The sequence below is a fragment of the Streptomyces sp. SID13666 genome, from assembly GCF_010548325.1.
Taxonomy (GTDB): Bacteria; Actinomycetota; Actinomycetes; order Streptomycetales; family Streptomycetaceae; genus Actinacidiphila; species Actinacidiphila fildesensis.
Genome location: NZ_JAAGLX010000044.1, coordinates 55,634 through 68,870 on the forward strand (window position 1 = coordinate 55,634; position 13,237 = coordinate 68,870).

General features: G+C 70.1%; 17 protein-coding genes and 1 pseudogene. All 18 read left to right on the forward strand.

The features are described from left to right. The gene (locus tag G3I60_RS35815) at positions 1 to 408 is read left to right on the forward strand and encodes a hypothetical protein (protein WP_164608239.1); all 408 of its coding nucleotides are present in this window, start codon (positions 1 to 3) and stop codon (positions 406 to 408) included. A 121-nt stretch (positions 409 to 529) separates the two neighbouring features. After that, positions 530 to 664, forward strand: coding sequence for a hypothetical protein (locus tag G3I60_RS46595; RefSeq protein ID WP_275418679.1), 135 nt, complete (start codon positions 530 to 532; stop codon positions 662 to 664). Positions 665 to 685: 21 nt separating this feature from the next. Continuing rightward, positions 686 to 1,066 (forward strand): hypothetical protein, encoded by a 381-nt coding sequence (locus G3I60_RS35820; protein ID WP_164608240.1) that lies wholly within the window; start codon positions 686 to 688, stop codon positions 1,064 to 1,066. Then, complete coding sequence (locus tag G3I60_RS35825; RefSeq protein ID WP_164608241.1) at positions 1,063 to 1,866, forward strand: DUF317 domain-containing protein; 804 nt, start codon at positions 1,063 to 1,065, stop codon at positions 1,864 to 1,866. The genes G3I60_RS35820 and G3I60_RS35825 overlap by 4 nt, the downstream gene beginning before the upstream one ends. A gap of 25 nt (positions 1,867 to 1,891) precedes the next feature. Next, positions 1,892 to 2,251, forward strand: a complete 360-nt coding sequence (locus G3I60_RS35830) for a hypothetical protein (protein ID WP_164608242.1) — start codon at positions 1,892 to 1,894, stop codon at positions 2,249 to 2,251. Then, complete coding sequence (locus G3I60_RS35835) at positions 2,238 to 3,086, forward strand: DUF317 domain-containing protein (RefSeq protein WP_164608243.1); 849 nt, start codon at positions 2,238 to 2,240, stop codon at positions 3,084 to 3,086. The genes G3I60_RS35830 and G3I60_RS35835 overlap by 14 nt, the downstream gene beginning before the upstream one ends. A 271-nt stretch (positions 3,087 to 3,357) precedes the next feature. Beyond that, positions 3,358 to 3,678: a hypothetical protein gene (locus G3I60_RS45945; protein WP_239070675.1), complete on the forward strand. Its 321-nt coding sequence runs from the start codon at positions 3,358 to 3,360 to the stop codon at positions 3,676 to 3,678. Between the two features lie 2 nt (positions 3,679 to 3,680). Then, a complete protein-coding gene (locus G3I60_RS35845; RefSeq protein ID WP_164608244.1) occupies positions 3,681 to 4,454 on the forward strand; it encodes a DUF317 domain-containing protein in 774 nt (257 codons plus the stop codon). Positions 4,455 to 4,486: 32 nt separating this feature from the next. Beyond that, positions 4,487 to 6,274 carry a type IV secretory system conjugative DNA transfer family protein gene (locus tag G3I60_RS35850; protein WP_164608245.1) on the forward strand — a complete coding sequence of 596 codons (1,788 nt, stop codon included), beginning with the start codon at positions 4,487 to 4,489 and terminating at the stop codon, positions 6,272 to 6,274. Positions 6,275 to 6,333: 59 nt separating this feature from the next. Then, positions 6,334 to 6,912 (forward strand): hypothetical protein, encoded by a 579-nt coding sequence (locus tag G3I60_RS35855; protein WP_164608246.1) that lies wholly within the window; start codon positions 6,334 to 6,336, stop codon positions 6,910 to 6,912. A 239-nt stretch (positions 6,913 to 7,151) separates the two neighbouring features. Beyond that, the gene (locus G3I60_RS35860) at positions 7,152 to 7,769 is read left to right on the forward strand and encodes a hypothetical protein (RefSeq protein WP_164608247.1); all 618 of its coding nucleotides are present in this window, start codon (positions 7,152 to 7,154) and stop codon (positions 7,767 to 7,769) included. Beyond that, positions 7,766 to 8,515, forward strand: coding sequence for a DUF317 domain-containing protein (locus G3I60_RS35865; protein WP_164608248.1), 750 nt, complete (start codon positions 7,766 to 7,768; stop codon positions 8,513 to 8,515). Before G3I60_RS35860 ends, G3I60_RS35865 begins: the two co-directional genes overlap by 4 nt. Continuing rightward, positions 8,512 to 8,643, forward strand: coding sequence for a hypothetical protein (locus G3I60_RS46600; protein ID WP_269289414.1), 132 nt, complete (start codon positions 8,512 to 8,514; stop codon positions 8,641 to 8,643). Before G3I60_RS35865 ends, G3I60_RS46600 begins: the two co-directional genes overlap by 4 nt. Before the next feature lie 102 nt (positions 8,644 to 8,745). After that, on the forward strand, positions 8,746 to 9,216 hold the full coding sequence (locus G3I60_RS35870) for a hypothetical protein (RefSeq protein ID WP_164608249.1): 471 nt from the start codon (positions 8,746 to 8,748) through the stop codon (positions 9,214 to 9,216). Between the two features lie 265 nt (positions 9,217 to 9,481). After that, positions 9,482 to 10,345, forward strand: a complete 864-nt coding sequence (locus G3I60_RS35875) for a hypothetical protein (protein ID WP_203674733.1) — start codon at positions 9,482 to 9,484, stop codon at positions 10,343 to 10,345. Next, on the forward strand, positions 10,342 to 11,526 hold the full coding sequence (locus tag G3I60_RS35880; protein ID WP_164608250.1) for a DNA cytosine methyltransferase: 1,185 nt from the start codon (positions 10,342 to 10,344) through the stop codon (positions 11,524 to 11,526). The genes G3I60_RS35875 and G3I60_RS35880 overlap by 4 nt, the downstream gene beginning before the upstream one ends. Next, complete coding sequence (locus G3I60_RS35885) at positions 11,526 to 12,653, forward strand: DnaB-like helicase N-terminal domain-containing protein (protein ID WP_164608251.1); 1,128 nt, start codon at positions 11,526 to 11,528, stop codon at positions 12,651 to 12,653. Before G3I60_RS35880 ends, G3I60_RS35885 begins: the two co-directional genes overlap by 1 nt. 57 nt (positions 12,654 to 12,710) lie before the next feature. Next, positions 12,711 to 13,106 (forward strand): annotated as a pseudogene (locus tag G3I60_RS45950) (hypothetical protein); the annotation flags it as partial. Positions 13,107 to 13,237: the final 131 nt, after the last annotated feature.

A 13,237-nucleotide genomic window follows, 5' to 3' on the forward strand; every position in this document is an offset into this window, starting at 1 on the left:
ATGGCGAATCTGGCCGATGAGTACGGCACCGACGTCGAGGTCTACATCAAGGCCCTGACGACCACCATCCACGCCGACACCGCCACAGGCGCCCCCGGGCGACTCCTCGACCTGCTCGACCCGCTCGGTCTGGAGCGGCGGGAGGTCCGCACCGCCGGCCCCGTCTACACCCGGCACGTTGCGCCGCAACACCTCGACGCTGATGAGCAAAAGCGCCTGGCCATCCGCGCGATCCCCGCCCTGCTCCTGGCCGGGTACAAGGTCAACTGCGCCCCCGAGGTCTTCAACGAGGATGCCTACCAGCAGGCCGTACGCGAGATCCGCGCCAGCAAACCCGCTCCCGCGGCGCGGCACCTCGCCCCAGTCGCTTCCCCCAAGCGCCCTGCACCGTCCCCGCGCACCCCGTGAAGCGGGCCGGGGCGGTGCCGGAACCCCACCGGAGCCGCCCCGGCCCGCACCATCCGACCCAGCGGATTCCGGTAACACCCTCACGGCCCCGGCGATGTCCCCTCACCGCAAGCCACGCCTTGTGGCCGCTGTGTTCCGCGGCTACCTGCGCGCCTGCATCCCCGCTGGTCCCGCCTGCCCCTTACCCCTGGCCGACGCGCGATCCGAAGCCGTGCTCGCCGAGACGCTGCGGATCGAACACCTCGAACGCGACTGACTATCCCTGACCTGGAGGAACATGCCCGGCACCCCTTACCCGGTGATGATGGCCGATGACATCACACGCCAGCTCACCCAGCTTGCCGACCACCTCGCCCACCTGCCCCTGCGCGAGGCCACGCAGGTCATCGCCCGCGTCCTGGATCCGGACAACGGCCTCCTGGGCGGCGTCACCTACCTCTTGGCCACCAGCAGCAGGTTCGCTCAGCACGAAGCCGAACGCGGTGCGCTGCCGGCCGAGGTGTGGCTCGCTCTGGGCCGGGGCTCGAACGAACTCAACGACATCGCCCTGGACCTGGACGAACACGCGCAGACTCTCCAGCGCGTCGGCACGCAGCCCCCGTCCGCCACCGCGCAGCCGCCGTCCCCTTCGCCCCTCGTCGCCCGGCGGCGCCGGTGACGAGAAAGCAGACGCAAGGCTGGGGGGCAGTCGAGCAGCCCGAGCAGCACTACCTCGTCGAACCGCGCGGACTTGCGGGCGGTGGCGATCTGCGGCACGTCGCGGAGTTCCTGCGTGCTTCGGGATGGCGGGACAAGTCCAAGACGGGTGGCCCTTTGGTCATGGAGAGCCCGGACCGCACCATCCGCGTCGGCTATGACCCCTTCGTCCTGCCCGGCGGATGGACCATCCACGGCAAGGCGAACGGCCATCAGGGCGAATGGTGGGCTGTCCTTGGCCGGCAGACGCCGGTGGAGATCGTCGCCGGTCTAACCGACGCCCTCACCCAGCCCCGCTCCGCGCACGCCCCCAACGTGTGGGCGCCACTACGGGAACAGCGCTGGCGCCATGAACCCACCGCCGGACATCACACCGTGACCAGCCCCGACGGCAGTGCCTGGATGCAGTACCACCAGGCCGCCGGCGACAACGCGATGTGGTCATCGGGTGCGAAGGACCAGCAGGGCAACGGCTGGAGCGCCCAGTTCACCGCCAGCACCCCGATGCACCTGGTCCAAGCCTTCTCCACCGCGCTTTCCAACCCCGAGCCCGTGATGCGCCCACTGGGCCGCGTCCCGCACAGCACACAGATCCGCACCACATCGGTTTCCGTACTGCCCTCCCAGCTCCGGGCTTGGCAGCAGGCACGCATCACCGCCGCGCGCGCCGCCTGGGCCCGCAGCAGCACCCCCCGTGGTAGCCGTCCCCGCACCGCGGCTCGACCCCACGCTCACGTCGGCGGCACCCGCACCCGCCGCTGAACCCCGAAGCCCCCCGAGGAGCCCGATGCCCGCACCCACCCTGGAATCCGTCCGTACCGCGACGCAGACCCTGTCCCGCCTGACCGCATACCTGCGCGACAAGCCCGACCCCAAGGAGGCGTTCGCCCTCGTCACTCCGCTGCTCGATGAGTACACCGGCATCCCCGTGCAGTTCGGCGACATCCTGCGCGCCTTCGCCCGTTCCCTGCTGGAAAACCCGGACACCCCGCGCAGCAGGGAGGTCAGTGTCCTGGTCGATGAGTTGCGTGCCGCCGCGTGGGAGCAGTCCGACCAGCACACCCTCCACTACTCCTTGGACCACGTGCGGGCCCTGATCGACAGCGCCGCTGAGACCAGGCCGGGGGCGCAGAGTGCCGGTAAGTGAACGGCAGCTCGCCGCCGTCGCCGAGGTACACGCCTGGCGGATTCCCTTCGATACCAGTCCGCGTCATCTTGCCGGCCCCGGCGATGTCCGCCACGTCACCCACGGCCTGGCCGCCGCCGGATGGACCTCCACGTCCGACCCGCTGAGTGCCGAGATCATCCTGCGCAGCCCCGACCACCACTACAGCCTGCAGTTCGACCCGCAGTCCTCCACCTCCGCGTGGTGGCGGCTGCGGGCCGAGCCCACCGCCCCCCAGCAGGGCTGGTACGCCGAGTTCGGTGAGCTCGTTCCTGCCGAGGTCCTCGCCGGCCTCACCGACACCCTCATCGCTCCCCCTTCGGGCGAGTCGGCCACCCTCCAGCCGGTGCTGGAAGGTGCCGGATGGATCATCGACGGCCGCGGGGTTGCCTACTCCGACCCGTCGGGGTGCAGGGTGGAGCGCCGGGCGGAGAACGGCACCGGCACCGTGCCCTGGCGGGAACCAGAGCGTGTGTCCTGGCAGATCGAGGTCCGCGGCGACGACGAACTCACGGCTCGCGGGCCCCGTCTGTGGCACGCCTGGTTCGACGGCCACGCACCCGAACACCTCGTGACCGCGTTCGTCACCGCGCTCATCGATCCCGCCCCGCTGCAGCGCGCCATGTTCGACCGCACCGCCCACTACAGCGCCGTGCAACAGCCCAGCCCGCTGACTCCGCAGCAGGTGGTCGACGCGCACACCACCCGTATCAACACCATCCGCGCGCAAACCCGCGCCGCCCGCCGCCAGAAGCAGCCGACACCCGCGACGGCCCCGGCGACGCCGGCCACCGCTCGTCCGGCCTCTCACCGCTGACCCCGACAGGACCCTCCCCATCTCCCCCGATACCACCGCTGACCGCGATCTCCTGCAGCATCTCGACGACTACCTGAGCGACAGCAAGAACATCTACGACGCCTGGGACGTCTACTCCGACGAGCACACCGACCTCAACGGTTGGCCTCACGACGACCACGCCTACGGCACCCGCCAGCGCCAGCGCGACGCCGACACCGCCGAGGCGTTCGAGACCGTCCGCGCCGGCGCCCGCCCCCTACTGGCCACAGCCGAAGCGCAGCTCAGGACCATGCCGACCAGCGTGGTGCAGCACCGCTGGGCCTATCAACTGGGTCAGCTGCGCTCCGCGGTCGAGCTGCTCGACGCGTTGCACGAGCAGTGGGTGCGCACCCGTGACAGCCTCCCCGCCGACGCCCCGCCCGGTACCCTTCCGTTCGACGAAGCCCTCGCTGAGTACCACGCCGAATCGTGGAGCTACCTCGACGACTGGGCCACCCACGGTCACGTCCTCCACGAGATCAACACCGCTGCCCAGCACACCCCCTCCCCTCTGGCCCCACCGCCGGCCAAGGCCCCCGCACCCGGCCGGCCCGCCCGAGTGCGGAGGTAGCGGTGTCCCCGGTGCCTGAGAGCGTCGAGGTCGCGTTCATCGCGCCGCGCCATCTGGCCGGCGGCGGTGACCCAGCCTGGGTCACCGTCCCCCTTCACCGCGCCTGCGGCTGGAGCTACGGCCAGGACCCCTTGATGCCGCGCGTCATCCTCACCAGCCCCGACCGCAAGGCCCTCCTGCGCCTGGAGCCCGATCCCGACGGACAGTGGTGGACGCTGCACCACGCCCCGGAACCGGACCGGCCGGCCTGGTACGCGAGTTTCGGCGCCCGCACCCCGGTGGAGATCATCGCCGCATTCACCGACGCCCTCACCGACCCGCAAGCAGGCACACCCACCGAGGCCGATCCACACAGGCCCCTCACAGCCGCCGACTGGCGGCACGCTGGCGGTGACAAGGCGATGACCTCCCCTGATGGTCTGGCCCGCGCGGAGCACTTCGTCAACAGCACCACCGACTGCTGGTTCGTCACCACGGTGCTACCGCAGGGCCCCTTGTGGGAGGCCCGTTTCGGCACCCATACCCCGCCGCACCTGATCGCGGCGTTTACCGCCGCGTTGGCCGACCCCACTCCTGTGCCGCGCCCTACTCCCGCTCACGGAGGGTCGGGTCGCGGCACTCCCTTGGTGATCGGGACCACGCAGGAGATGCCCGTCGAGCGCGTTGCCTTCGCCCTGGAAGAACGCGTGCGCGCCCTCGTCTCCCGTCGCGCAATCCCGGCGAATCCCTGTGCCCCGCAACAGCCGCCAGCAGCCTCCAATGGCCGCAGCCGCTGATCCCTCCGTCCCCGCCTGGAAGTACGTACCTCTTGCCCCCTTCCTCGAACGCCTCCACCGACGGGTACGACCTCGCCTTCCGGCTGCTGCTGGGAGTCTTCGCCGTCGTCGTGCCCCTGTCGAACCTCGCCTGGCTGTCCGGCAACATCACCGCCCACCTCACCGGCGCCCCCTGGGCGCCGTACCAGCCGACCACCGCCCTGCTCCATCCCGAACAGCTCTGGCCGCACGCCGCAGAAACGTCCCTGCTGATTGGCACTCGCATCGTGCCGGGTCTCCTCGTCCTAGCCCTCGCAACAGTCGCCGGCCTCCTGTGGGCCCGGCACAACAACCGCAACGGCGGCCGGAAGAAGATCACTGGTATGGCCAAGGCCCGGGACATCGAGCCGCTCATGGCCAGGGCGATCACCGACAAGGCCCGGTCGCTGCGGCCGAGCCTGAAGGACGCCAAGCGCATCGACGCCCAGGACACCGGGATCCTGCTCGGCAACCTCCAAGGCACCCGCCACGAGGTGCGGATGGGCTTCGAGGACGTCGCCGTCGCGATCATGGCCCCCCGCTCCGGCAAGACCACCTCGCTGGCCATCCCCTCCATCCTCAACGCCCCCGGCCCGGTCCTCCTGACCTCGAACAAAGCCGCCGGTGACGCCTTCACCGCCGCCTACGACGCCCGCACCCAGGTCGGCCAGGTGTGGACCATGGATCCGCAGCAGATCGCTCACGCTGCCCGCGACATGTGGTGGAACCCCCTGGCCAGCGCGAGGACCCTCGACGGCGCCGGCCGCTTGGCCGGTCACTTCCTCGCCGCGAGTGTCGACGCCAGCGCCCAGGGCGACTTCTGGTCCAAGGCCGGCAGCAACATCCTTAGCCAATTGCTCCTCGCGGCGGCGCTCGACGAGCGGCCGATCACCGACATCATGCAGTGGCTCGCGTTCCCCGCCGACCGCACCCCGCTCGACATCCTGCGCGACCACGATTTCACCGCCGTCGCAGCCCAGCTCAAGGGCACCGTCGAAGGACCACCGGAGACACGCGACGGGATCTACGAGACCGCCCGGCAGTACGCCGCAGCCCTGCTCAACACTGAGATCGCAGCGTGGGTGACACCGCAGAAGGAGGTCCCGGAGTTCCGGCCGGCCGACTTCGTCACCTCAACCGACACCCTGTTCCTCCTCAGTAAGGACGGCGGCGGCGGAGCCTCCGCGCTGATCGCGGCGTGCGCGGACTCGGTGATGCGGGCCGCGACGACCCAGGCTGAGCGCGCCGGAGGACGTCTCGATCCGCCGATGCTGGCGATCCTCGATGAGGCCGCCAATGTCTGCAAGATCAGCGACTTGCCGGACCTGTACTCCCACCTCGGCAGCCGCGGGATCATCCCCATCACGATCCTGCAGAGCTACCGCCAGGGCCAGAAGGTCTGGGGTGACGCCGGCATGGACGCCATGTGGTCCGCCTCCACCGTGAAAGTCATCGGGGCCGGCATCGACGACCCGGACTTCGCCGACAAGCTCAGCCGGTTGATCGGCGACCACGACGTGGAGACCACCTCCACCTCGCACTCCGAATCCGGGAAGTCCACCTCCGTGTCCATGCGGCAGGAACGGATCCTGCCCGCCGACGCGATCCGCGCCCTGCCCAAGGGCAGCGCCCTGTGCTTCGCCACCGGCATGCGCGTGGCCATGCTCGACCTGCGCCCCTGGTACCGGGAACCCGGCGCCGCCGAACTATCGGCCGCCTCCGCCCGCGCGTCGAAGGCCATCACCGGCCGCGCCATCGCCAAGCACGCACCGAAGCAGTCCGACTTCGGACCTGCCGCGTAGCTCTCCGCCCGCCCCTCACCAACCGGGCATCTTCGCCCTCCCCTTGTCTGGAGTTCGGATTGCAGTTCATCGACCTGGCGGAGCAGACCCGCCTCTTCGGTCAGGTGGCGCTCACCTTGGAATCGTTGCGAGCGGACGTGGAACAGGTCCACGCCGGAGAGATCTCCAAGCCCGTCCGTGAACTGGCTCCCCTCGCCGTGCGCGCTCAGGAACTGGCGACGAGCTGCACGCAGCAACTGGCCACCCTCTCCACCAGCCAGTACGCGGCCATGCACAACGGACACGAGAACCTGGCTGAAGTCGCGGAGGTCTGCGCCCAGGTGTCGCTCGCCGCCGCCATGTGCACCCTCGCCATCCACACCCGCACCGAAGTACTGCTGTACGCGGACGCCGATGAGACGCCCCAGGCGAGCCGGCGCGTCCTGACCGATGCCACCGAACGGATGGACGCCGCAGCCGCGGCGTACCGCGGGCTGGCGCAACGGCTTTCTCGTCGCCTGGCCTCCACCGCAGCCCAGCGACAGGACCAACGGCTCATCGACCGTGCCCTCGCCGGCCCCGGAATCACCACCACCGCCTCCACCGCCGTCGCCCCCGGCCCGCCGGCCCCCGTGCCGGCACCAGGGCGCACCCGCTGACCCCGACGTATCGGAGCCCCACCATCACCCTGCGCCCCATTGATCTGCCGCTGCAGATCGGCCAGCTGCGGCAACTCGGTGTCGACTTCGCCGCCCTGCACACCACGCTCACCGCACTGGATGCCCGACCGGGCAGCGAACTGCTGCAGCAACTCGGCCCGAAGATCCTCGCCATCCACGAACTGACCGGCCGCACCCTGGTCCAACTGTCCGCTCTCGACGGCAGCCAGTACGCCGCCGTGCCCGGCAGCCGCTCCTCCCTGGAAACACTCAGCGAAGTCGTCGCCTCCGCCTGCTTCGCCGCCTCGCAACTGGCGAGGGCCGTGGCGGACAACCCACTCGAAGCCACCACCTTCGCCGGCGGTCCGCCCAGCGATGACGCAGCCCTGCGCCAGGCCCGGCACGCGGAAGCCGCACCCCTCCTGGCCGAGAACTTGGCCACCGCCGCCCACCACCTCAAGCTGTGCGCGACCTCCTGCCACTACACCGCCTCCGGGATCACCCGCGACCTCCAACGCACCGCAAGCACCAGCGCCGGCCGGCCGGTACCGCACCGGCTCAGCGACACCCAGTACCAGGCGCTGCGCTCCCTCGCGCAGGGCGGAGCGACGATGCAGACGCGAGGCCGTGGCTCCACCATGGTCTGCACACCCGACCTCACCGTGATCACCATCGCCACCTTCCAGTCCCTGGACAAGCGCGGGCTGCTGCACCTCGACACCTCCGTACCCCCGTACAAGGGGCGGAGCATCACCGTCACCCCCGAGGGGCACCACGCACTGGCCCATCACTCAGCGAGCCAAAGTGCGGCCATCACGCCGTCCGCTGCGGCAGCGACCAAGGGGCCGCGTCGATGACCGAGTTCAACCCCGATGAACGGGTCATGGTCTCTCCGCGGCACCTCGCCGGCGGCGGGATGAACAAGTTCAACGATGTGATCGGTCCACTGATCCACCTGTTCAACTGGCGCTACGAACACAACCCGAGCACCGGGCGGATCGAGATCGACAGCCCCTGCGGCAGCGTCTTCCTCGACTTCGAGCTGAACCGGCAGGACGGCATCTGGTGGGAAATCCGGCACCACGAGCCGAACTGGACCGCCCGGTTCAGCCGGCAGACACCGGCCGAAGCCATTGCCGCAGTCACACAAACCCTGCCCCAACTCCTCGGCGACACCCGGCACGCCGATCGCATCCCGCTCACAACCAGCACTCTCACCGACACTGCGGAGGCCAACGGCTGGAGGATCGTGCGGGCGGGGCCGGTCACGCTGTTCACCTCCCCCGACGAGCACTGTCACCTGCGCCACGAGCCGGACACCGAGGTGCCCTGGCGGTTCGAGCACTCGCTCTACGAGGGCTTCGACACCGAGTGGAACGCCACCTTCACCCGCGATACCCCCGAGCGCCTGGTCGCCCAGTTCTTCGCCCACCTCGCCAGCGACGTACCCGTCGAACGGGTCTTCAACGAGGTCCCGTTCCTGGTCCAGAACAGCGACAGCACGCTGATCACACCCGTGAGCGGTGCCGCGGTCAGCCCCCACGCCCACCACGCCGTCGCCCAGGCCGCCCGGGCGCACGCCAACCGACACCCGCGACGATGACCGCCACCCCCACCATCCTCGAACGCCTACTGGCCCTGGGTGCCGACTGCACCCGCCACCACGACGCGCTGAACAACCTCGCTCTCCTGCGCGGCCCGGACCCCACCGCACGCAGCGCGGCCCGCTGACCACCCCACCTGGGAGCCACCACGCCCTCCAACCCACCCACGGCACATGACCTCGCCCGCGCCCTCGCCGACCAGATCCACCCCGACGCCGCACCCCGAGACGTGATCGTCAGCTTCCACGTCTGGCCGCAGGCCGCAGCCGAGTTCGGCCACCGCTCCCGGGGCGGGCCCGTCACCGCCTTCGCAGCGTCCCTGCACGCCCACCTGTTCGGCCTCCCCGCCGACACCGAACCACTGCCCGCCGCACTCGACGCACTCCTGCAGCACACCCGCACCGCGACCAGCCCAGAACAGCAGACCGCGATCCTGCGACAAGTCGCTGAACAGCTCCGCAACGCCGCCGACATCATCCGGGACTACCAGTACACGGCCCAGTGGGAACGCCTCCCCCACGACGTCGCCGAACAGCTCCGTCAAGCCCGAGCCCAGGCCCAGCAGATCGCCCAGACACTCGACCAGGTCGCGCCCGCCTTCGGCAGTCGGCCCACGGGCGCCGTGCCCGGTCCGCAACCAGGCGCGAGCACCGTTGTCCCCGTCACTACCTCAACTCCCGCAGCAGGACACCGCCGCTGACCGCAGCAACGACGCCGCCACCAGTGGCCTCGTGCTGGGCTCGTCGGGCACCGCTGCGGTGCCTCGGGCGAACGCCACCGTGATGGGCATCCCCGGTCCGGCTCCCCATCAAGGCCGGCCCCACGAGGAGAGCGCAACCGTCACCGCCTTCGCCCGCCCGCCCCGCACGGCCGCGCCGCCGCCCTCCTCACCATCAGGACTCTCTATTTCCCCGATACCGCAGTTCCGTGCCATCTCCCTCGGCGCAGGAATTCAGTCCAGCGCCATGCTCGCCCTCTCCGCCGAGGGCGTTCTCCCGAAGGTTGACTACGCCATCTTCGCCGATACCGGCTGGGAGCCCCGTGCCGTATACACCCATCTCGACCGACTCGTAAAAGAGGTCGCTGAACCTGCCGGAATACCCGTGCTACGAGTCAGCTCCGGGAACATTCGCAATGACGCGCTCGACCCCGATCACCGATTCGCTTCCATGCCGCTCTACATCCTGAACAAGGACGGAAAGCAAGGCATGACCCGACGCCAATGCACGGGCGAATATAAGATAAAGCCAATCAAGAAGAAGGTCCGCGAACTTCTCGGATACCCGTACCCGCAGCGCATTCCCAAGGGTGTCTTCGTCGAGCAATGGGTCGGGATATCCACGGACGAGTTCCACCGTGCCAAGGATGCCGACGTCCGCTACATGCGCAATCGGCACCCGCTCATCGACATGGGCTGGTCGCGCGGCGACTGCATCCGATATCTGAAATCAATCGGTCTCGCCGACACGCCGAAGTCATCGTGCCTTGGCTGCCCATTCCATGGAAATGCGCAGTGGCGCAGCATTCGCGACAGGAGCCCCGAGGAGTGGCAGGACGTCGTGGAATTCGACGCCGCTATTCGCCAGGGCAACGCCCGCGCCAACGCGACGGGCAACGCATTGCTCGGCCAGGCATTCCTCCATCGCTCGCGCGTGCCGCTCGGGCAGGCGCCGATCGACCACGTCACCGCCGCCGAGCGGGCCGCCCTGCAGCCCGAACTGGGTGACGCGGACGAACTGGAGAACGGTGTTGTGGACGGATGCTCTCCCTGGGCGTGCCGGGGAGATGCGGACGGGCCGACGCAGGATGACTACGGGTTGGCCACTTGATTCTGGACCTTTTTGCGGGTCCGGGTGGTTGGAGCCGGGCGCTGATGGTGCTCGGTGTGCGGGACGTCGGTCTGGAATGGGACGAGTGGGCCTGCAAAACCCGTGTGGCTGCCGGGCAGTGGACGGTGCGGACCGACGTGGCCAGGTATCCGACGTGGCCGTGGCTCGGCCGGACCCGCGGGTTGTTGGCGTCGCCTCCGTGTCAGGCGTGGAGTATGGCCGGTAAACGCCTCGGCCTGCTGGACCAGCCCCTCGTGCACGAGGCCGTCGCGCATCTCGCCGTCGGCCGCGATATCCGCGAACGGCTGCTGTTCGCCTGCCGGGACCAACGCTCCCTGCTGGCGGCCGAGCCCATGCGCTACCTGCACGCCCTGAACACCGTAGGCGAGCCGGAGTGGGTCGTCATGGAGGAAGTCCCGGACGTTCTGCCTCTGTGGAAGCAGTACGCCGCCGTGCTCCGAGGCTGGGGGTTCTCCGTGTGGTGCGGAATCTTGAACGCGGCGGACTACGGGGTGCCGCAGACCAGGAAGCGAGCGATCCTTCTGGCCTCCCGGATCCGCACCGCTGAGCCGCCTGCGCCCACGCACGCCCGTGTCGCCGAGCAGGAGAGTCTGTTCGGTCCGGGCCGGACCGGCTGGGTCAGCATGGCCCAGGCACTGGGATGGGGTGCCACCGACCGGCCCGTTCCCACCGTCTGCGCCGGCGGCGGACCCGGAGGCGGCCCCGAACCCTTCCCCTCCGGCTCCCGAAAGACCCTCGCCAACGCCCGGGACTGCGGCACCTGGACGCCCAGACCCCCGGAGATCGGCCAACGGTCCCGTCGGGACGCCGAGACACGCTGGGCGTGGTCCCTGCGGAGCAACAACCAGGCCAACGCCACCATCCGATCCATCGAGGAACCGGCGGGCACCCTGTTCTTCGGGCACCGCGCCAACGAATGCACCTGGGTCGCCGAACCCCCCACCACCCACCCGCCGGGCGCTGTCCCGGAGCCGATCCGGATCACCGCGCGTGAGGCCGGGCTGTTGCAGACCTTCCCCGCCGACTACCCCTGGGCGGGCAACAAGGGCCAGCAGTTCTCACAGATCGGCAACGCCGTCCCCCCGCTGCTCGCCGCCCACCTCCTCGCCCCGCACCTGAACGTTCCGCTCAACCCCGACGACTTCACCCTGGCCGCCTGATGCCCCACACCCCCAAACCCGACGAGGACGCTCTCGACGCCGTCGCTCCGCCGCACCCGGTCTTCCACGTCGAGCAAGCCCTCCTCGGCGCCTTCCTGCTCGAACCACAACGCCTCAACGAGGTGACCGGGGTCGGCCCCGACGCGTTCTCCACCGCCGCGCACGCCGCCCTGTTCGCCGCGATCAGCTCCCTGCCGGCCCCTGACCCGGCGGAGCACGCCACACACCCGCAGTGGCTCGACACCGTCCTTGCCACCGCCCGCGAGCAGGCGCCCGGGCTGACCGCCGCCTACCTGCACAGCCTGATCCAGGTCTGCCCGTGGCCCCCGCACGCGCCCGCGTACGCGCGGATGATCGAGGCGGAGCACTGCCGACGCCGTCTGGCCGCCGCCGCCCAGCGCCTCGTGCAGAGCGCCCACGACACATCACTCCCCCTGCGCGTGGCCTCCACCTTCGACGAGACCGACGCCCTGGGCGGCGTGCTGGACGACATCGCCACCCGCTTCCCACCGCACGCAGGATCCCTGCCCCGCACCCCCACGCCACCGCAGGCCACCACCCACGACCAGGACGCACTCGACGAGGAAAGGCTGTTGCTCGCCACCGCGACCGCCCACCCCAGCAGCATCGAGCAGATGCGCTGGCTGACGCCCGGCGACTTCACCCACCCCCTGCACGCGGGGCTGTGGCAGTGCCTGACCACTCTGATCCGCCGCGACACACCGGTCGACCCCGTAACCGTCCTGTGGGAAGCACAACACCGCGGCCTTCTCGGCGCCGGTGCCCAACCCCGGGAGCTGCTGGAGCTCCTTGCCGGGCCGGTCGGCTCCCCGGAGCACTGGGGTGAACGAGTCCTGCAGCGCTCCGTGCTGGCCGGCGCCCATCACCTCGGCCGGCGCATCGAGGCATTCACCCATGACCCGGCCAACACGCCGTACCAGCTCGTCGTCGGCAGCCGCCGCGCACTCGCCGACCTGACCGCCGTGTGGACCCGCTGGCAGCACGCCACCACCGAACCCGCTCCCACGACCCGACCGGCGCGCACCAGGACCGCGACAAGCACGGCCGCGCCCCGGGCCGGCCCACCGCCGACCACCGCCCTGCCCGCTGCACGCACCCCCCGCTAACCCCCTGACCGCCAGACCCCTCCAGTCCAGCACACCGAAATCGAGAGCACTTCTGCCGTGACGACACCCTCCATCGACGCGCACGTTCGCCTCGACGTCCACCCCACCCACTCCAGCGCCGTCACCGCCACCCTGACCGGTCCGCAGACCCACATCCCGCACCTGGGTCTGGAAGCCGCCGACTGGCATGTGGTAGCCGACAACACCCTCGTCCTGGTCCGCATCGATCACGAGGAGCCCTACTGGGCCCAGGACGCCGCGCGGCAACTGGCCGCCGACGGAATCGCCGTCGAGATCACCCCCGCGCTACGCACCGCGATCGACGAAGAGTGGACCTGGGCCAACTACCCGATGCCCTGGTGCACCCGCACCGAGATCCGTGAGGTCTCCAACGAGGCCCAGAAGATCCACGACGACATCCGCCACGGCCACCTCCTGATCCACGCCCACGCCGAGGAACTGGCGGGGAGCGTCATTCGGAGCGCGCGCTATTCGTCGCCGTGCGCCGCGCGGCGAGGTAGGCGCCCCAGTCAGGTGCCGCTCGTCGGTGCCATTGCTCTGCCGTGATCACGTGCATGCCGGTG